General features: G+C 73.3%; 17 protein-coding genes. 11 read left to right on the top strand and 6 right to left on the bottom strand.

What is annotated here, in order from left to right:
• Nucleotides 1–202: 202 nt before the first annotated feature.
• From ACTHMF_RS16635 to ACTHMF_RS16620, 4 genes are read right to left on the bottom strand one after another with little or no spacing between them, the layout of a single operon-like run.
• Nucleotides 203–1,705, bottom strand: a complete 1,503-nt coding sequence (locus ACTHMF_RS16635; RefSeq protein ID WP_440319130.1) for a glycoside hydrolase family 36 protein — start codon at nt 1,703–1,705, stop codon at nt 203–205.
• A gap of 58 nt (nt 1,706–1,763) precedes the next feature.
• The gene (locus ACTHMF_RS16630) at nt 1,764–3,110 is read right to left on the bottom strand and encodes an ABC transporter substrate-binding protein (protein WP_314149343.1); all 1,347 of its coding nucleotides are present in this window, start codon (nt 3,108–3,110) and stop codon (nt 1,764–1,766) included.
• 43 nt (nt 3,111–3,153) lie between these two features.
• The gene (locus ACTHMF_RS16625) at nt 3,154–4,113 is read right to left on the bottom strand and encodes a carbohydrate ABC transporter permease (protein ID WP_440319128.1); all 960 of its coding nucleotides are present in this window, start codon (nt 4,111–4,113) and stop codon (nt 3,154–3,156) included.
• 10 nt (nt 4,114–4,123) lie between these two features.
• Nucleotides 4,124–5,053, bottom strand: coding sequence for a carbohydrate ABC transporter permease (locus ACTHMF_RS16620; RefSeq protein ID WP_314149341.1), 930 nt, complete (start codon nt 5,051–5,053; stop codon nt 4,124–4,126).
• Between the two features lie 164 nt (nt 5,054–5,217).
• Between ACTHMF_RS16620 and ACTHMF_RS16615 the strand changes: the two genes are divergently transcribed.
• The gene (locus ACTHMF_RS16615) at nt 5,218–6,426 is read left to right on the top strand and encodes an ROK family protein (protein ID WP_440319126.1); all 1,209 of its coding nucleotides are present in this window, start codon (nt 5,218–5,220) and stop codon (nt 6,424–6,426) included.
• Between the two features lie 73 nt (nt 6,427–6,499).
• On the opposite strand, the gene ACTHMF_RS16610 is transcribed toward ACTHMF_RS16615, so the two are convergent.
• Nucleotides 6,500–7,228, bottom strand: coding sequence for a CDP-alcohol phosphatidyltransferase family protein (locus ACTHMF_RS16610; RefSeq protein WP_440319124.1), 729 nt, complete (start codon nt 7,226–7,228; stop codon nt 6,500–6,502).
• Between the two features lie 77 nt (nt 7,229–7,305).
• On the opposite strand from ACTHMF_RS16610, the gene ACTHMF_RS16605 reads away from it, so the two are divergent.
• The 8 genes from ACTHMF_RS16605 (at nt 7,306) to ACTHMF_RS16570 (ending at nt 14,380) form a co-directional block, all read left to right on the top strand.
• Entirely contained in the window at nt 7,306–8,283 is a 978-nt protein-coding gene (locus tag ACTHMF_RS16605; protein ID WP_440319122.1) for a dehydrogenase, read from the top strand.
• Nucleotides 8,283–8,681: a 6-pyruvoyl trahydropterin synthase family protein gene (locus ACTHMF_RS16600; protein WP_440319121.1), complete on the top strand. Its 399-nt coding sequence runs from the start codon at nt 8,283–8,285 to the stop codon at nt 8,679–8,681. Before ACTHMF_RS16605 ends, ACTHMF_RS16600 begins: the two co-directional genes overlap by 1 nt.
• Entirely contained in the window at nt 8,678–9,724 is a 1,047-nt protein-coding gene (locus tag ACTHMF_RS16595; protein WP_440319119.1) for a glycosyltransferase family 4 protein, read from the top strand. The genes ACTHMF_RS16600 and ACTHMF_RS16595 overlap by 4 nt, the downstream gene beginning before the upstream one ends.
• Nucleotides 9,721–10,539, top strand: coding sequence for an SAM-dependent methyltransferase (locus ACTHMF_RS16590; protein WP_440319118.1), 819 nt, complete (start codon nt 9,721–9,723; stop codon nt 10,537–10,539). The genes ACTHMF_RS16595 and ACTHMF_RS16590 overlap by 4 nt, the downstream gene beginning before the upstream one ends.
• Complete coding sequence (locus tag ACTHMF_RS16585) at nt 10,536–11,522, top strand: lysylphosphatidylglycerol synthase transmembrane domain-containing protein (protein WP_440319117.1); 987 nt, start codon at nt 10,536–10,538, stop codon at nt 11,520–11,522. Before ACTHMF_RS16590 ends, ACTHMF_RS16585 begins: the two co-directional genes overlap by 4 nt.
• Entirely contained in the window at nt 11,519–12,265 is a 747-nt protein-coding gene (locus ACTHMF_RS16580; RefSeq protein WP_440319114.1) for a RibD family protein, read from the top strand. The genes ACTHMF_RS16585 and ACTHMF_RS16580 overlap by 4 nt, the downstream gene beginning before the upstream one ends.
• Nucleotides 12,262–13,896 (top strand): CDP-alcohol phosphatidyltransferase, encoded by a 1,635-nt coding sequence (locus ACTHMF_RS16575; protein WP_440319112.1) that lies wholly within the window; start codon nt 12,262–12,264, stop codon nt 13,894–13,896. Before ACTHMF_RS16580 ends, ACTHMF_RS16575 begins: the two co-directional genes overlap by 4 nt.
• Nucleotides 13,897–13,972: 76 nt before the next feature.
• A complete protein-coding gene (locus ACTHMF_RS16570; protein ID WP_314149835.1) occupies nt 13,973–14,380 on the top strand; it encodes a hypothetical protein in 408 nt (135 codons plus the stop codon).
• A gap of 19 nt (nt 14,381–14,399) precedes the next feature.
• On the opposite strand, the gene ACTHMF_RS16565 is transcribed toward ACTHMF_RS16570, so the two are convergent.
• A complete protein-coding gene (locus ACTHMF_RS16565) occupies nt 14,400–14,732 on the bottom strand; it encodes an L-rhamnose mutarotase (protein ID WP_440319110.1) in 333 nt (110 codons plus the stop codon).
• A gap of 89 nt (nt 14,733–14,821) precedes the next feature.
• Here ACTHMF_RS16565 and ACTHMF_RS16560 point away from each other — a divergent pair, with 89 nt between their 5' ends.
• Both ACTHMF_RS16560 and ACTHMF_RS16555 read left to right on the top strand, forming a co-directional pair.
• On the top strand, nt 14,822–15,673 hold the full coding sequence (locus tag ACTHMF_RS16560; protein WP_440319109.1) for a fumarylacetoacetate hydrolase family protein: 852 nt from the start codon (nt 14,822–14,824) through the stop codon (nt 15,671–15,673).
• A gap of 26 nt (nt 15,674–15,699) precedes the next feature.
• A complete protein-coding gene (locus ACTHMF_RS16555) occupies nt 15,700–16,446 on the top strand; it encodes an SDR family NAD(P)-dependent oxidoreductase (protein ID WP_440319108.1) in 747 nt (248 codons plus the stop codon).
• The last annotated feature ends 101 nt before the right edge of the window (nt 16,447–16,547 follow it).

The raw sequence follows: 16,547 nt of genomic DNA, 5'->3' as shown, positions 1-16,547 counted from the left end.
AGCACCCACAGAACGTACCGGACGGGGACGGTCGCGGCCGAGGGGGTGCCGCCGAGGGGGCAGGCGGGTTCGGGGGTGGTGTGGCCGGAGCCGATGGGGCCGCGTGCTACCGCGCGGCCGCGACTGACCCGGTCCGGTCCGTGCCCCCCGGCTCCCCCACCCACAGACCGTCCGGGACGGGGCCGGTCGCGGCCGATGAGGGTCAGGCGAGGAGGGAGGCGGGGTCGGGGGTGGAGTGGCCGGTCGCGATGGAGGCGAGGTCGACCTCGCGGCCGTTGATCCGGAACGCGTAGCGGCCGGTCTGCTCGATGACGGCCGTCTCCTCGATGTACGCCCGCAGCTCGTCGCGCTCATCCGGCGTCAGCCAGGCGAGCGGGTCGGAGGTGGACCGGAACTCGAGGATGGCGGCGGTGTCGCGCAGCGCCTGCCGCTCGGCGTCGCTCAGCAGGTTGCGGGCGCTGCGGAAGTAGACGGCGTCCGGGTCCACCGCGTAGAGGCGCTTCATCCAGACCCGGTTGATCGACGCGACGATCGAGTTGCGGGCGCCGACGCCGGACGGGTCGCCGACCCGCTCGGCGTTGTCCCAGAACGCGCCGACGTCCGGTCCCACCCTGGCGCCGTCGAACACGCCGACCGAGGGGATCATCGGGACGCCGCAGCCGAGCAGGTACACCGAGTCGCCGACCACGGAGCGGATGTGCTCCACGGCCTCCCGGTACGCGGTCTCGCGGTGCACCTCCCTGCTGCGTACGCCCGTGATGGCGCCCGCGTACATGAAGTCGAGCTTGAGGTAGCGGAAACCCCAGCCGACGACCCGCTCGAAGACGTCGCGCAGGTGGTCCTTGACCTCGGCCTGGGTGGTGTCGAGCGAGTAGTAGTGCGAGCCCCAGTTGTAGCCGCTGACCAGCGGCCGGCCATCCTCGTCCTGCACGAGAAGGTCGGGGCGGGTGCGCGCGATGGTGGACCCGGGCAGCGCGATCATCGGGGCGAGCCAGAGCCCGGGGCGGAAGCCCGCGTCCGCGATGGTGCGGGCGGTCGCCGCCATACCGGACGGGAAGTCGGGGCCGGCCTCCCAGTCGCCGACGATCGGTTCCCAGCCGTCGTCGAGCTGGACGACGTCGAACGGGTAGCCGCGCAGATCGCGGACGGTGCGGGCGACGAGGTCCTCGTCGATGTCCTCGAAGAACGAGTACCAGCTGCTCCACACGGCGCCCGCCCGCAGCGCGCGCCTGCCGAGCCGCTCCGAGAGCAGGTCGGCATAGCTCGCGAAGACCTCGGCCTCCGGACCGTAGCCGACGAACCACTCGGCGGTGTGCTCCTCCGCCCCGCCCCAGAGGACGTTGCGGTCCGCGCCGACGCGCGCGCTGCCGAGGCCGAGCGCGCCGAGCAGCAGCACGTCGCCGTCCGACCCGGTGACAGCGCCGACCGCGCTCCCCGAGTGCGCGTGCGGCGTCTCGTTCGCGGCGTCGTCCGCGGTGAGCAGGCGGCGCGGGCTGTCCTTGATGCCGATGGTGTCGCCGTCGGTCCTCGCCCAGCCGGACGGGCTCCACGAGTTCCAGCCGTGCCGGTAGAACTCGGTGTCGCCGAAGGGATGCAGGAGTGCGATCGGTCCCGCCGGCACGATGTGCCCCGCCGGCACCGGGCGGGGCTCGCCGGCGACGTTGGCGGGGATGCGGACGGATCCGAAGTCGAAGGTGTGCAGCATGCGTGGCTTTCTGTGGGTCGAAGCGGGGGCGGCACGCGGCCGCCCCCGCCGGCGGGTGCTACTTGAAGAGGGCGTTCACCTGGTCGTTCGCCTTCGTCAGGGCCGTCTTCGCGTCCTTCTGGCCGAGGGCGACGCTCTGGATGGCGTCCTGAACGATCTGGCTGATCTCCGTGCCGTGGTAGCTGATCGGCAGGATGAAGGTGCCGTCCTCCGCCTTCTGCTCGTCGAGGAAGACCTGGGCGTTCAGGCCCTCCTTCTCGCGCACCTCGGCCGACTTCTCGGACGCGGTCTTGATCGCGGGGAAGACGACGCCGGTCGCGGCGACGGTGTTCTGGCAGTCGGCGGAGGCGAGGTACTTGACCCACTCCCAGGCCTGGTCCTTGTGCTTGCTGCCCGCGTAGATCGCGTCCGAGAGGCCGTTGATGGCGGACTTACGGCCCTCCGGCCCGATCGGCAGCGGCGCGAAGCCGAACTGGTCGGTCTTGCCCTTGTAGGCGGCCAGGTTGAACGAGCCGAGCGTCGTCAGCGCACCGCCGCCGTTGTCGAGGACCTCGGAGCGGGCGAGCGTCGACTGCACGTCGAGCTTGGGCGCGTAGCCCTTCTTCGACAGGTCGGCCAGCCACTGCACGGTGTCCGTGAGCTTCGACTGGTCGTAGTTGAACTCGGTGCCGAACGGGTTCTTGTCGGAGTAGTACCAGCCGTTGGACACGGCGAGGTTGCCCCAGCCGTTCTGGCCCTGCGAGCCGTCCGCCCACTCGGGGAGGAAGCCGTAGGTCTTCACGTTGTCCTTGTCGAAGGCCGGGTCGAGCCCGTTGTGGCCGTTCTTGTCCACGGTGAGGGTGGCGATGAGCTTCTCGAAGCTGCCGCCGTCCTTCGGATTCCAGGTGAGGTCGGACAGGGATGCCTCGTCGACGCCCGCCGCCTTCAGGTCGGCCTTGTTGTAGACCAGGCCCATCGTGTCCCAGTCCTTGGGCAGGCCGTAGCGGGCGTCGTCCACCTTCCACAGGTCGGCGAGGCCGTCGACGTACTGGCCGAGGTCGATCTTGTCCTTCTTCACGTAGGGCTCGATGTCCACGATCTGCTTGTCCTGCACGAACTGCGGGTAGTAGGAGACCTGGTCGACCCAGACGTCCGGGGCGCTTCCCGCGGCGATCTGCGTCGACAGGTTGGTCCAGTACTGACCCCACGCGCTCTGCTCGATCTTGATCGTGATGTTCGGGTTGGCCTTGTGGAAGTCGGCTGCGCACTGCTGGTAGGCCGGCACCTGGGTGTCGTCCCACATCCAGTACTGCAGGGTCACCTTCTCGTCGGAGCCCGAGCCGGACCCGTTCGACGAGCAGGCCGTGACCCCGGCCAGCAGCGCTGCGGCGGCGGCGACGGCGGCGACGCGACGGAGCTTTGTCATGTTCTTCTCTCTCTGTGTTGGCGATGGTGCGGAAGGGAATGGATCACTTGATCCCGGTGAAGTTGAGCGACTCGACGATGCGGCGGCCGAGGAAGATGAGCAGCACGAGCACGGGGATGACCGAGAGGGTCGATCCCGCCATCAGGCCGGTCCAGTCGGGCTGGGTGTTCGGCGACTGCTGGAGGTAGACGCCGAGGGCGACGGTCATGGTGCGCACGCTCTCGTCGCGGCCGATGAGGAGCGGCCAGAGGTAGTCCTTCCAGGCCCAGACGACCGTGATGAGGCCGATGGTGATCAGCGGCCCGCGACTCATCGGCAGCGCGACCCGCCAGAACACCCGGATCTTGCCCGCGCCGTCGAGCATCGCCGCCTCCTCCACATCCACCGGGATGTTGAGGAAGAACTGGCGCAGGAAGAACAGCGCGAACGGGGTCATCAGGAGGCTCGGCGCGACCATTCCCCACACGGTGTTGAGCAGGCCGAAGTCGCGCACGAGCACGAAGTTCGGCAGCAGGGTGAAGATGCCGGGAACCATGAGCGCCGCGATCAGGATGCTGAACAGCAGGGTGCGGCCGGGGAAGCGCAGCCGCGCGAAGGCGTACCCGCCCATCGCGCAGAACAGCGTCTGGAAGAAGCCGATCAGCGCGCAGTAGACGATCGAGTTCCAGAGGTACAGGACGAAGTCGATCGACGCTCCGGAGCCTCCGGCGGCCTGGTCCTGCTCGGGGGTCAGGAAGCCCAGCACGCGGGCGAAGTTGATCAGCGTCGGGCTGCCGGGGAAGAAGGAGCCGGAGTCCTTGATGACGTCGGCGGCGGGCGTGAGCGCCGTCTTCAGCATCCAGTAGAAGGGGACCAGCGTCAGGATGAGCGACACGATGAGCACGATCCAGCCGAGGATCCGGCCGACCGAGGGGCGGCGGCGGACACGCGCGGCCGGCCGGGCGGGCGTCTGCTGCTCGGCGGCGGGTGCGGGCGTCGGGAGGGCGGGGGTTGTCGTCGTCATGAGATCGCTCCTATGCGAGCTGGGATTCGGAGGCGCGGAGGAGCCGCAGCTGGACGGCGGTGAGCACGCCGAGGATCACGACGAGGACGATGGCCATCGTCGCGGCGTAGCCCATGTGGAAGAAGGTGAAGGCCTGTTGGTAGATGTAGTAGTAGATGACCCTCGTCGCGTTGACCGGTCCGCCCTTGGTGGTCACGGCCACGGTGTCGAAGATCTGGAACGACCCGATCAGGGACACGACGAGCACCAGCGCCATCACCGGACGCAGCAGCGGCAGCGTGATGCGGGTGAACAGCCGCCATTCCCCCGCGCCGTCGAGCGACGCGCTCTCGTACAGGTCGCCGGGGATCTGCAGCATCCCCGCGTAGAACAGCAGCGCCGTGTAGCCCGTGAAGGCCCAGGTGTTCACGATGGAGATGGTGGGGATGGCGAGCGCGGGGCTGGTGAAGAAGCCGACCGCGGGCAGGCCCATCGACGTGATGAGGTGGTTCACGAAGCCGAGGTTGGTGTCCAGCAGCCAGAGCCAGATCAGGCCGACGGTCACGTTGGGGACCAGCCACGGCAGCAGCAGCGTCGTGCGCAGCATGACCGAGCGGGTCAGCCGGTGCATGAGCGCGGCGAGGAGCAGTGCGAGCACGGTCTGGGTCGTGACGTTGACGACCACATAGGAGAGGGTCACGCCCATCGAGTTCCAGAACTCGCCGTCCGCGAGCACCGCGGCGTAGTTCTTCACGCCGACGAACTCGGGGTCGCCGAGCAGCGAGTAGTCGGTGAAGGACCACCAGAATCCGCGGATCGTCGGGTAGAGATAGAACACCGCGAACCCGATCAGGACAGGGGCGATGAAGAACAGGGCGACCTTGCGATCGTCGCGCCGCCGGCGCGCACCGGCCTTCGGCGTGCGTCCGCGCACCGCCGCTCTCGGCAGAAGGGCTGTCATGTGAACCTCTCAGCGCCGGGACAGCGGGGACCGTCGTTGGCGCACTATCGAATCGCTGGGCCCGCGCGTGGATCGCGGGCCGTGAGGCGCTCCGCCGCGGTAAAGTCGGCGGAGCGGGTTAATTATGCAACTTGCCGTTATAAACCGCAACCGTGAGGAAAGACATGCCACAAGAGGCGCTCGTCCAGGGCATCGGAGGGTCGGTGGGCAGCCGCTCGCTGCTGCGCCGGATGAACTCGTGGGGGATCCTGCGCGCCGTGATGGAGAAGCCGCAGACGATGCGCGACCTCGCCGCCGACTCCGGGCTCTCGCGCACGGCCATCGACGCGATCGTGAACGACCTGGTGGAGCTGGGCTGGCTGGAGCCGTCCGAGAGCGCACCGGCGGGGCGGCTCGGGCGGCCGGCCGCCCGCTACCGCGTCGCCCCGGGGCTCGGCCACTTCCTCTCCGTCGACATCGGCGCCAACCACATCTACGCGGTCGTCACCGACCTGACCGGGGAGCTGCGCGGTCAGCTCACCTCGCCCACCGACGAGGCCGTCCCGGCCGAGGAGCGCATCGCCGCGGCGCTGCGGTTGAGCGACGACCTGCTCGGCTCGCTGGCCCTGGACCGGTCGGCCGTGTGGGCGCTGACCGTCGGCTCCCCCGGCGCGATCAGCACGGCGGGCGAGGTGCTGCACTTCGGCGGCACCGGCATGCCGGGCTGGATCGGGCTCGACCTGCGCGCGCGGTTCCGCCGCGAGTTCGACGCGGCCGTGCTGGTGGAGGGGGACGTCGCGCTCGGCGCGCACGCCGAGCTCGCGATCGGCGCGGCGCGCGGCAGGAGCGACGTCGTCTACATCCTGTGCGGCGCGCGCACCAGCGGCGCCTCCATCGTCTCCGGCCGGGTGCACCGCGGAGTGCACGGCGCCGCCGGGATCGTCGGCGAGCTGCCGGAGCTGCGCTGGGCCGAGCTGAACGAGCGCTACGGCAGCTCGGTGCTGGCGACGCCGCGGCCGAGCAGGCAGGAGATCTTCGAGGCCGCGCGCGCGGGCGACCCGGCAGCGGTCGCGGCGATGACGGAGTTCGCCGACGACCTCGCCACCGGCGCCGCGGCGATGACGCTCGCCATCGATCCCGAGCTGCTCGTGATCGGCGGCGGCTCCTCCCCCGGCGCCGACGTCTTCCTGCCGCGGTTCCAGGAGTCGCTGCGCGAGCGCGTCCCGCTCGCGCCCGAGGTGCAGGTGTCGACGCTCGGCTCGGAGGCCGTCGCGATGGGCGGCATCAGCCTCGCCTCCCAGCACCTGGACGCCGTGCTCGAGGACGCGGTCCGCGCCAGGGACGCCTTCCCGAACCCCGCCGAGTCCCTCGCCCTGCTCCGCGCCCCCTGCTGAGCCCCGGCGACTGTCCCCGTTCGGTACGTTCGGGTCCTGCTCGCGCAGGGGCGGGCGTACCGGGCGGGGACACTCACTCGCGATCGGGGTCGCGGCGGCGGAGGACGAGCCAGACGGTGTCGCGGGCGAAGGATTCGAGGAGCAGGGCCAGGGCGGCGGCGACCAGCACGGCGGCGAGCGCGGGGGCCAGGCCGGTCGCGGCGAACGTGAGGGCGATGCCGGCGCACGCGGTGACCACCTTGCGCCAGTAGCGGTACGGCAGCGTCCTGCCCATCCACGGCAGCAGCCAGGCCGCCGCGACGAACGCGTAGCGCAGCAGGCCGATCGCGAGCACCCACGCGCCGAACAGCGGGGCGACGTAGACGCTCAGCACCAGCAGCAGGAACGCGTCCACCTCCATGTCGAAGCGCGCGCCGAGCTCGCTCGTCGACCCGGTGCGGCGGGCGACCCAGCCGTCCACGGCGTCCAGCGCGAGCGCGGGGACGGCGAGCCCGATCAGGAGCGGCACCGGGATGTCCGCCGACCAGGACGCGACGACCAGCCCGGTGATCAGGCCGACGATCGTCGAGCGCACCGAGGTGACGGCGTTGGCCGGGCCGAAGCGCTCCGAGCGGCGTCGGCGCAGGCCGCCGACCAGCAGGGCGTTCGAGACGACCAGGTAGCCGAGGGCGGCCAGCCAGCCGGTCGCCGGCAGCTTCTCGGCCTGCCACTGCGCCGCGAGCCCGGCGACGACCAGCACCAGCCCGACCAGCGCTGCACCGCCTCCCGCCCAGCCGACGGCCTCCAGTTGAACCCTTTTCATCCTCGCCTCGTGTCCTGAATACGGCACCCGCTTTAACACGCCGTACACGTGCCGGAGGTTCAGCGAGGAGGTGGGACGTGGTCGAGGCCACCGCATTCTGGGTCGAGCGGCCGGGCGCCGGAGCCCTGCGCACGCAGCCCGTGCCTGCCCCCGGTCCCGATGAGGTGCTGGTGCGCACCCTGTTCAGCGGGGTCAGCCGCGGCACGGAGGCCACCGTGTTCTGCGGCCGGGTGCCGGAGAGCGAGCACGAGCGGATGCGGGCCCCGTTCCAGGAGGGCGGCTTCCCCGCACCCGTCAAGTACGGCTACCTGAACGTCGGAGTGGTCGAGGCGGGCGCGCCTGCCCTGCTCGGCCGGACGGTCTTCACGCTCTACCCGCACCAGTCCGCGTTCGTCGCCCCCGCCGCGGCCGTCGTGCCCGTCCCCGATGGGGTGCCGGCCCGCCGCGCCGTGCTCACCGGCGCGGTGGAGACGGCGGTCAACATCCTGTGGGACGCCGGCCCGCTGCTCGGCGACCGCATCGCCGTGATCGGGGCCGGGATGATCGGTTGCAGCGTCGCGCGCCTCGCGGCGGGCATCCCGGGCGCGCAGGTCACGCTCGTCGACACCGATCCCGGCCGCCTGGCCGTCGCCGCCCGGCTGGGCGTCGCGTTCGCGCAGCCCTCCGACGCGCCGCGCGACCGGGACGTCGTCGTCCACACCAGCGGCTCGGAGGCGGGGCTGCGACTGGCCCTGGAGACCGCCGGCGACGACGGCGAGGTGATCGAGGCGAGCTGGTTCGGCGACCGGCCGGTCTCGCTCCCGCTCGGCGCCGACTTCCACTCCCGGCGGCTGACGATCCGGGCGAGCCAGGTCGGCGCGGTGTCCGCACGCCGCAGGGACCGCACGAGCACGCACGACCGCCTGGCCCTCGCCGCGCGGCTGCTGCGGGATCCGGCGTTCGACGCACTGCTCGGCGGCTCCTCGTCATGGCGGGAGCTGCCGCGGGTGCTGGAGGAGCTCAGCGCCGAGCCGGGCGGGGAGCTCTGCAGGACGATCGACTGGAGGGACGCCTGATGCCGTACACGGTCACGGTCCGCGACCACATGATGGTGGCGCACAGCTTCACGGGCGAAGCGTTCGGGCCCGCGCAACGCCTGCACGGGGCGACGTTCGTGGTGGACGCGACGTTCGGCGCCGACGAGCTGGACGCGGACGGCGTCGTCGTCGACATCGGCCGCGCCTCCGCCGCGCTCGCGGAGATCACCGGCGCGCTCGGCTACCGCAACCTCGACGACGAGCCCGACTTCGCCGGCGTGAACACGACGACAGAGGTGCTCTGCCGCACGATCGCCGACAGGCTGGCGGACGCGGTGGCGGCCGGCGACCTCGGGCCGGCCGCCGGTCTCGCCACGATCACCGTGACGCTGCACGAATCCCACATCGCGTGGGCGAGCTACGCGAGGCCGCTGTGACCGCGCCGGTGCTGTTCGCCGTCCCCGAGTCGGTCGACGACCCGGAGCGGGTGAGCGGCGGCAACGTGTACGACACGCGGATCCGGGACGCCCTGGCCGCGGCGGGCCGCGAGGTGCGGATGCTCCGCGTCCCCGACCTCCCCGGCGCGCTGGCGCGGGCGCTCGGCGACGCGGCCGACGGAGCGCTCGTGCTCGTGGACGGGCTGCTGGTCGCTCGGGAGCCGGAGGCGGCGATCGCGCACGCCCTCCGGCTGCGCCTCGTCCTCCTCGCCCACCTGGCGGAGCCGGACCCCGACGACGCGCGGCTCGCCGCCTCCCGCTCCGCCCGGATGATCGTCGCCACCAGCGAGTGGACGCGCACCGAGCTGGCGGCGCAGGGCGCGGCGGACCCGGGCCGCATCGTCGTCGCGCATCCCGGGACCGACCCCGCGCCGGCGACCACCGCCTCGAACGACGGAGGCCGGCTGCTCTGCGTCGGCGTCGTCGCGCCGCACAAGGGCCAGGACCTGCTCGTCCGGGCCCTCGCCGGCTTCGCGGACCGTCCTGGCTGGACGTGCACCGTCGCCGGCTCGCTGCGCGCCGATCCCGGCTTCGCCGACGCGCTCGCCTCCGTCGCCGACGCGGCGGGCATCGCCGACCGGATCGTGTTCCCCGGCGTCCTCGCCGCCGACGCGCTCGAGCGCGCGTACGCGAACGCGGACCTGCTCGTGCAGCCGTCCCGCGGCGAGAGCTACGGGATGGCGATCGCGGAGGCCATCGCGCACGGCGTGCCCGTGCTCGCGACCGCGGTCGGCGGCGTCGGCGAGGCGATCCCCGTGCGGGACGCGGCCATGCTGGTGCCGCCGGGGGACCCGTGGGCGCTGCACGTCGTCCTGCAGCAGTGGTGGTCGGACCCGGTACGGCGCGGCGCGGCGAAGGCGGCGGCGCTCGTGGCACGGTCCGCGGGCCGGTCGTGGGCGGATGCCGCCGCGGTGATCGCGGCAGCGCTGAGCGAGGCGGAACGCGTCCCGGCGGGCGCGGTGCGGGCGGGGGCGGCGTCGTGAGCACGGTGCTGGAGGTCAGCAGCGACTGGCTGCGGCTGCGGGAGGCGGAGGACGCGCACGCCCGGTCGGCACGGCTCGCCGCGGCGGTCCCTGCGCTGCTGCCGGAGGGACCGGCGACCGTGCACGACCTCGGCAGCGGCACCGGTTCGATGATGCGCTGGCTCGCGCCCGCGCTTCCCGGCCCGCAGACCTGGGTGCTGCACGACTGGAACGCGCAGCTCACGGCGCTCGCCTCCCGCGCCGAGCCCCCGCTCGATCGCGGCGGCAGGCCGGTCGCCCTCCGGTCCGTGGTCGGCGAGCTCGAGACGCTCACGGCCGCCGACCTGAGCGGCGCCTCCCTGGTCACCGCGTCCGCGCTGCTCGACGTGCTCACCGCGCGCGAGGCGCACGCGATCGTCGACGCGTGCGTCGCGGCGGGCGCGCCTGCGCTGCTGTCGCTCAGCGTGACGGGCGACGTGGAGGTGCGGCCCTGGAACGCCGCCGACATCCGCGTCGCCAGGGCCTTCAACGCGCACCAGCGCCGCGAGGTCGGCGGCCGCCGGCTGCTCGGACCCTACGGCGGCCGGATCGTGCGCGGGCTCTTCGAGCTGGCCGGCTACCGGGTGCGGACGGCGCTCACGACGTGGCGACTGGACGCGGGCCGGCCCGGTCTGCTCGCCGAGTGGTTCGACGGCTGGCTGGGCGCCGCCGAGGAGCAGGTGCCGGCGCTGCGCGGCGAGCTGGCGGGCTACCGGAGCCTGCGCGAGCGGCAGCTGCGGCGCGGCGAGCTGTCCGCCGTCGTGTACCACCTCGACCTGCTGGCGTGGCCGCGATGACGCTCCGGACCGGTGTCCAGCCGCGGACGGGACCACGCGCCCCGCGCGCGGTCCCGGCGGACGCCCTGCGCTCGCTCGTCGCGGCGCGCTGGGTCCGCGCCGCCGTCGGAGCCGTGGTGCTGGGGGCGATCGTCGCCCGACTCGGCGCCGAGCCGTTCCTGCGCGGGCTCGCCGCGCTCGACGGCACCGTGCTCGCCGCGGCCGTCGGGCTCTCGGCCGTGGCGACCGCCGCTGCGGCCTGGCGCTGGCGCGCGATCGCCACGCGGCTGGGTGCACCGATCCGCTGGCCGGCGGCGGTCGGGATGTACTACCGGTCGCAGTTCCTGAACTCCGTGCTCCCCGGCGGCGTGCTCGGCGATGTGCACCGCGCGGTCGACCACGGTCGCGGCGGCGCGCGGGCGGCGGCGGCGCGCGCGGTCGCCCTGGAGCGGGTCACCGGCCAGGCGGTCCAGCTCGCCATCGCCGCCGTCGTCCTGCTGTGGGCGGGGGCCGCCTTCGCCGGGACGCTGCTCCCCGCGCTCGCGACCGGGCTCGCGGCGCTCGTGTTGACGGCGGGAGCGGCGACGCTCCTGGCGGCACGCGCGAGCGGGCGCGTCCGAACGGCGCTGCGGCGCGAGGCCGCCGAGCTGCGCGCGGGCCTGGGATCGGTGGCGACCGTCGCGCAGGCGGTGACGGCCTCCGTCGTGGTCTGCGCCTGCCACGTCGCCACGTTCGCCGTCGCCGCCTCCGCGGTCGGCGCGCGCGCCACGGCGCCCACCATGCTCGCGCTCGGCGTCGTCGTGCTGCTCGCCGCATCCCTCCCGCTCAACATCGGCGGCTGGGGACCGCGCGAGGGCGCCGCCGGCTGGGCGTTCGCCGTCGCGGGACTCGGCGCGGACGCCGGAGTGGCGACCGCGACCCTGTTCGGCGTGCTCGCGCTGCTGTCCGTCGCGCCCGGCGCGCTCGTCGCGGCGGTCGCCCCTGCGGTGAGGAGGAGGCCATGACCGGCATCCCGTACGTCACGCTGAGCTGCGCGATGTCGCTCGACGGCTACCTGGACAGCGCACGGCCGCCGCGGCTGGCACTCTCGAACGCGGCGGACTTCGACCGCGTCGACGCGGTGCGCGCGGCGAGCGACGTGATCCTGGTGGGTGCGCGCACGATCCGCCGCGACGACCCGCGCCTGCTGGTGCGCAGCGACGAGCGCCGGGGGGAGCGGGCGGCGGCCGGCCTGGCGCCATCGCCCTGGAAGGCGACCGTGACCGCGACCGGGGACCTCCATCCGTCGGCCGCGTTCTTCACCGCGGGCGATGCCAGGACGCTCGTCTACTGCCCGCGCGGCGAAGCGCGGCGGATCCGGAGGCGACTCGGAACGGCGACGACGGTGGTCCCGCTCGGCGACGAGGTGCGGATGGCCGATCTGCTCGCCGACCTCGGCGACCGCGGGGCCCGGCGGCTGATGGTCGAGGGCGGCGGCACGGTGCTCACCCAGTTCCTCGCGGCCGGCCTGGTGGACGAGCTGCAGGTGTGCGTCGCGCCGTTCTTCGTCGGCGACCGCCGGGCGCCGCGGTTCGTGGGCGACGCGGCGTTCCCGTGGACCGGCGAGCGCCGGGCGCGGCTCGCCGAGGCGCGGCCGATCGGGGACGTCGTGCTGCTGCGCTACGCGCTGTCGGAGCGGTTCGGCGAGGAGGCGTTCGCGCGGGTGGGCGCGCACCCGGCCGCCGCCTCCACCGTGGAGCAGCCATGACCGCCCCCGCCCCCGCCCCGCGGCTGCGCTCCGCCCTCGCCACCGCGCTGTCCGCCGCGGCGGTCTACCTCGCTGCCCTCGCTCCGGGACTCGTCGCCACGGGCTCCGCGCTCGCGCTGCTGCGCATCCCGCTCGAGGCCGCGCTGGCGCTCGCTCTGCTCGTGCTGATCCCGTGGCGCTGGGCGCGGCGCGCCGTCGCCGTGCTGGTCGCCCTGCTGCTCGTCGCGGCGACGCTCGGCGCCGCGCTGGACCGGGCGTTCCGGTCGGCGGTCGGGATCGGCTTCGACGTGGCGACCGGGTGGCCGCAGCTGGCGGACGGCTACGGGGTGGTGCAGGACTCGGCGGGGGACGCCGGGGCGCTGGCCATCGCGAGCCTGCTGCTGGTCGCCGCCGCGGCCGCCGTCGCCGGGATCGCCGCCGCGCTGCTGCGGCTGGCCCGCGTGCTCACGCCGCGCCGCCGTCCTGCGCTGCTGACCGCCTCCGCCGTCACCGCCGCCTGGCTCGTCGTCGCCCTCGTCGGCGTGCAGCTCGTGCCGGGCGAGCCTGTCGCCGCCGCGGACGTGGCCGCGGCCGCGGCATCCGGGACGGGTCAGGTCGTCGGCGCGGCCGGAGCCCGCGCCGCCCTGGACAGGCAGGCGGCGGCCGATCCCTACGCGCAGCTCCCCGCCTCCGGCCTGCTCACCGGGCTGAAGGGCAAGGACGTCATCGTCGCGTTCATCGAGAGCTACGGTCGGGTCGCCGTGCAGGGCAGCTCGTTCGCTCCGGGGGTGGACGCGGTGCTGCGGTCCGGTACGGCGCGGCTCGCTGCGCACGGCTACGAGGAGCGCAGCGCCTTCCTCACCTCCCCCACCTTCGGCGGGATCAGCTGGCTCGCCCACTCCACGCTGCAGTCCGGTCTGTGGATCGACTCCCAGGCGACGTACGACCACGTCACCTCGGGCTCGCGCTTCACCCTCGCCTCGGCCTTCCGGAAGGCGGGCTGGCGGACGGTCAGCGACGTGCCGTCCGACACGAGGCACTGGGCGGTCGGCTCGTCGTTCTACCGCTACGGGACGCAGCTCAACGCGACGAACGTCGGCTACCGCGGGCCGCGCTTCAGCTACGCGCGCATCCCCGACCAGTACACCTGGGCATACTTCCAGCGGCATGAGCTGACCGGACCGCACGCGCCGCTGATGGCGGAGATCGACTTCGTCTCGTCGCACACGCCGTGGACGCCGCTGCCGAGCCTGGTCCCGTGGTCCGCGATCGGGGACGGCTCGGTCTACGACCCGCAGCCTGCCGCGGGGCAGACACCGGCGGAGGCGTGGCAGGACCCGCACCGCGTCCAGCAGCTCTACGGCCAGTCCGTCCAGTATTCCCTGAACAGCATGTTCTCGTTCCTCACCACGTTCGACGACCCGAACCTGGTGCTGATCGTGCTTGGCGACCACCAGCCGGCGTCGATCGTGAGCGGGCAGGGCGCGAGCCACGACGTGCCGGTCAGCATCATCGCGAAGGACCCGGCCGTCCTCGACCGGATCTCGTCCTGGGCGTGGCAGCCCGGGATGCTGCCGGGCCCGGACGCCCCGGTGTGGCGGATGGACGCGTTCCGCGACCGGTTCCTCGACGCGTTCGGGCCGCGGAGGTGAACCGTCCGGGCGGCGGTTACGTGTTGCAGATGTGGCCTTCCGCCCGGAGGCCCGATCCGAGAAGGCAGGTGCTCCCATGACCGAAAGCCGCCAGGGCTCCCTCCTGGTCCTGCGCATCCTCAGCGCGCTGATCCTGCTGGCGATCGCCGGGATCCATCTGTTCCTGATCTTCGATGGCGTCGGCGGCCTGCTCGGGGTGATGTTCGTACTCAACGGCATCGCCGGCGTCGTGCTCGCCGTCGCCATCCTGATCACGCGCGGAGCGCTGCTGCGGATCGTCGCGATCCTGAGCCTGCTCTTCGTGCTCGCCAGCCTCGCCGCGATCCTGCTGGCGCTCACGGTCGGCCTGTTCGGCATCACCGAGGTGTGGAGCTTCACGCTGGTGCCGGAGACGGTGATCGTCGAGGCGATCGGCGTGGTGGTGCTCGCCATCACCTGCGGCGCGGTGTTCCGGCGCGGGCGGGCGGTGGGCGCGACGGCCTGACTCCGCGACGCGGCCCGGCTCAGTCCGTCCCGCGCTGCTCCGCCAGGTCCCATACCCGGCCGAGCACACGCGCGTCCGGCCCGTCGCCGGACTCGGCGAAGTGGTCGACGTGCCGGCCGATGAACTCCTGCCAGCGGCGGTCGGCCGGGTCGTCGGCGAGGCCGCGCATCGCGGCGGCGAAGTCGTCGCACTCCACGAGGTGGAAGAGGTCGCGGCCGCTGCGCCAGATCGTCCACTCGTGGATGCCGAGCCGGCCGAAGGACGCGACGAGGTCGTCCGGGATCGTCACGTGCGCCTCCTCGTAGGCGGCCTCGTGGCCCTCGCGGAGGACGGAGTGCAGGGCGACGCGCATGATGCTCCTCGGAAGACGCCGATCTTGGATTCCTATAGGAAATAGTAATAGGCTGACGAGGGTCACGGCACCTGCGGAAAGGACCCTCGATGCGATTCATGCGGCTCGGCGAACCCGGCGCGGAGATCCCCGCCGTCGGCGACGGCGCCAGGACCTGGGACCTGCGCCCGCTGACCGCGGACATCGACGGCGCCTTCCTCGCCTCCGACGGGCTCGCCCGCGCCGAGGCGGCCGCCCTGGCCGGCGAGCTGCCCGAACTGGCCGCGGAGGGCCTGCGTTTCGGGGCGCCGATCGCCCGTCCCCAGGCGGTCATCTGCATCGGGATGAACTACGCCGCACACGCCCGCGAGTCCGGCTCCGAGCCGCCCGCCGACATCGTCGTCTTCTACAAGCACCCCAACACCGTGGTCGGCCCGAACGACGACATCCTGCTGCCGCCGGGGTCCACCACCACCGACTGGGAGGTGGAGCTCGCGGCCGTGATCGGCACGCGCGCCCGTTACCTCTCCTCCCCCGAGGAGGCGCTCGGCCACATCGCGGGCTTCGCGGTGGCGAACGACGTCTCCGAGCGCGAGTACCAGCTGGAGCGGTCGCTCGGCCAGTGGAGCAAGGGCAAGAGCTTCGAGACCTTCAACCCGCTCGGACCGTGGCTGGTCCCGACCGCGCAAGTCGGCGACGGCTCCGGCCTGCGCATCCACTCGAGCGTGAACGGCGAGTCGAGGCAGGACTCGTCCACCTCGGACCTCATCTTCGGCGTCGCCGAGATCGTCTACCGGCTCAGCCAGTTCACGGTGCTCGAGCCGGGCGACCTCATCAACACCGGGACGCCGGAGGGCGTCGGACTGTCCGGACGCTTCCCCTACCTCGCCGCCGGCGACCGGGTGCGGCTCGGCATCGACGGCCTCGGCGAGCAGGACGCCACGGTGCGTCCGGCCGTCTGACCATCCCCAACCACAAGGAGACGACGTTGTCCGACTTCGATGGGCTCGTGGCCGCGGTCACGGGCGGAGCCTCCGGCCTCGGCAAGGCCATCGCCGACGAGCTCGCGCGCCGCGGAGCGCGCGTGTTCGCTCTCGACCTGGACGCGGCGGCCGTCGCTGAGCCCCACACCGGCGTCCGCTGCGACATCGGCGACGACGCCAGCGTGCGCGAGGCGATCGCGACGGTGGTCGCCGACGCCGGCCGCCTCGACATCGTGATCGCGAACGCCGGGATCGGCGCGCAGGGCGACGTGGAGGCGAACGACGACGACGAGTGGATGCGCGTCCTCAACGTGAACGTGATCGGCTCCGCCCGGACGATCCGGCACGCGATGCCGCACCTGCGCGCGTCTCCGGCGCCCGCCGTGGTGCTCACGAGTTCCATCGCCGCCTGGGCGGGACTCCCCCAGCGCGTGCTGTACTCCGCCTCCAAGGGCGCGATCTCGGCGATGACGCTCGCGATCGCGGCCGACTGCCTGCCGCTCGGCATCCGCGTGAACGCGGTCGCGCCGGGCACGGCCGACACCCCGTGGGTGGGCCGGCTGCTCGACTCCGCGACGGACCCGGACGCCGAGCGCGCCGCCCTCGAGGCGCGCCAGCCGAGCGGCCGCCTGGTGCGCCCGCAGGAGGTGGCGGAGGCGGTGGCCTACCTGGCCTCGCCCGGTTCCGCGTCCAGCAACGGCGTCATCCTCCCCGTCGACGGCGGCATGTACTCCCTCCGCCCGCGCCGCTAGCGCCGCGCGCCGCGCGCGTCGCCGAGAGGCGTGTGGGTGGGGGGTGTGTGTGGGGGGGGCGCGCCCCCCCACCCCCCCGCCCCCGGGGCTCCGGGGGGGGG

Source organism: Leifsonia sp. (genome assembly GCF_051955155.1).
Lineage (GTDB): Bacteria > Actinomycetota > Actinomycetes > Actinomycetales > Microbacteriaceae > Leifsonia.
Note: the sequence above shows the minus strand (reverse complement) of the source record. Positions and strands in the feature narration are given on the sequence as shown.

Excerpts from the sequence above, each read along its gene's own strand:
- ACTHMF_RS16635 (WP_440319130.1), bottom strand. The coding sequence starts at position 1,705 with ATGCTGCACACCTTCGACTTCGGATCCGTCCGCATCCCCGCCAACGTC.
- ACTHMF_RS16630 (WP_314149343.1), bottom strand. The coding sequence starts at position 3,110 with ATGACAAAGCTCCGTCGCGTCGCCGCCGTCGCCGCCGCCGCAGCGCTG.
- ACTHMF_RS16625 (WP_440319128.1), bottom strand. The coding sequence starts at position 4,113 with ATGACGACGACAACCCCCGCCCTCCCGACGCCCGCACCCGCCGCCGAG.
- ACTHMF_RS16620 (WP_314149341.1), bottom strand. The coding sequence starts at position 5,053 with ATGACAGCCCTTCTGCCGAGAGCGGCGGTGCGCGGACGCACGCCGAAG.
- ACTHMF_RS16615 (WP_440319126.1), top strand. The coding sequence starts at position 5,218 with ATGCCACAAGAGGCGCTCGTCCAGGGCATCGGAGGGTCGGTGGGCAGC.
- ACTHMF_RS16610 (WP_440319124.1), bottom strand. The coding sequence starts at position 7,228 with ATGAAAAGGGTTCAACTGGAGGCCGTCGGCTGGGCGGGAGGCGGTGCA.
- ACTHMF_RS16600 (WP_440319121.1), top strand. The coding sequence starts at position 8,283 with ATGCCGTACACGGTCACGGTCCGCGACCACATGATGGTGGCGCACAGC.
- ACTHMF_RS16585 (WP_440319117.1), top strand. The coding sequence starts at position 10,536 with ATGACGCTCCGGACCGGTGTCCAGCCGCGGACGGGACCACGCGCCCCG.
- ACTHMF_RS16580 (WP_440319114.1), top strand. The coding sequence starts at position 11,519 with ATGACCGGCATCCCGTACGTCACGCTGAGCTGCGCGATGTCGCTCGAC.
- ACTHMF_RS16575 (WP_440319112.1), top strand. The coding sequence starts at position 12,262 with ATGACCGCCCCCGCCCCCGCCCCGCGGCTGCGCTCCGCCCTCGCCACC.
- ACTHMF_RS16570 (WP_314149835.1), top strand. The coding sequence starts at position 13,973 with ATGACCGAAAGCCGCCAGGGCTCCCTCCTGGTCCTGCGCATCCTCAGC.
- ACTHMF_RS16565 (WP_440319110.1), bottom strand. The coding sequence starts at position 14,732 with ATGCGCGTCGCCCTGCACTCCGTCCTCCGCGAGGGCCACGAGGCCGCC.
- ACTHMF_RS16560 (WP_440319109.1), top strand. The coding sequence starts at position 14,822 with ATGCGATTCATGCGGCTCGGCGAACCCGGCGCGGAGATCCCCGCCGTC.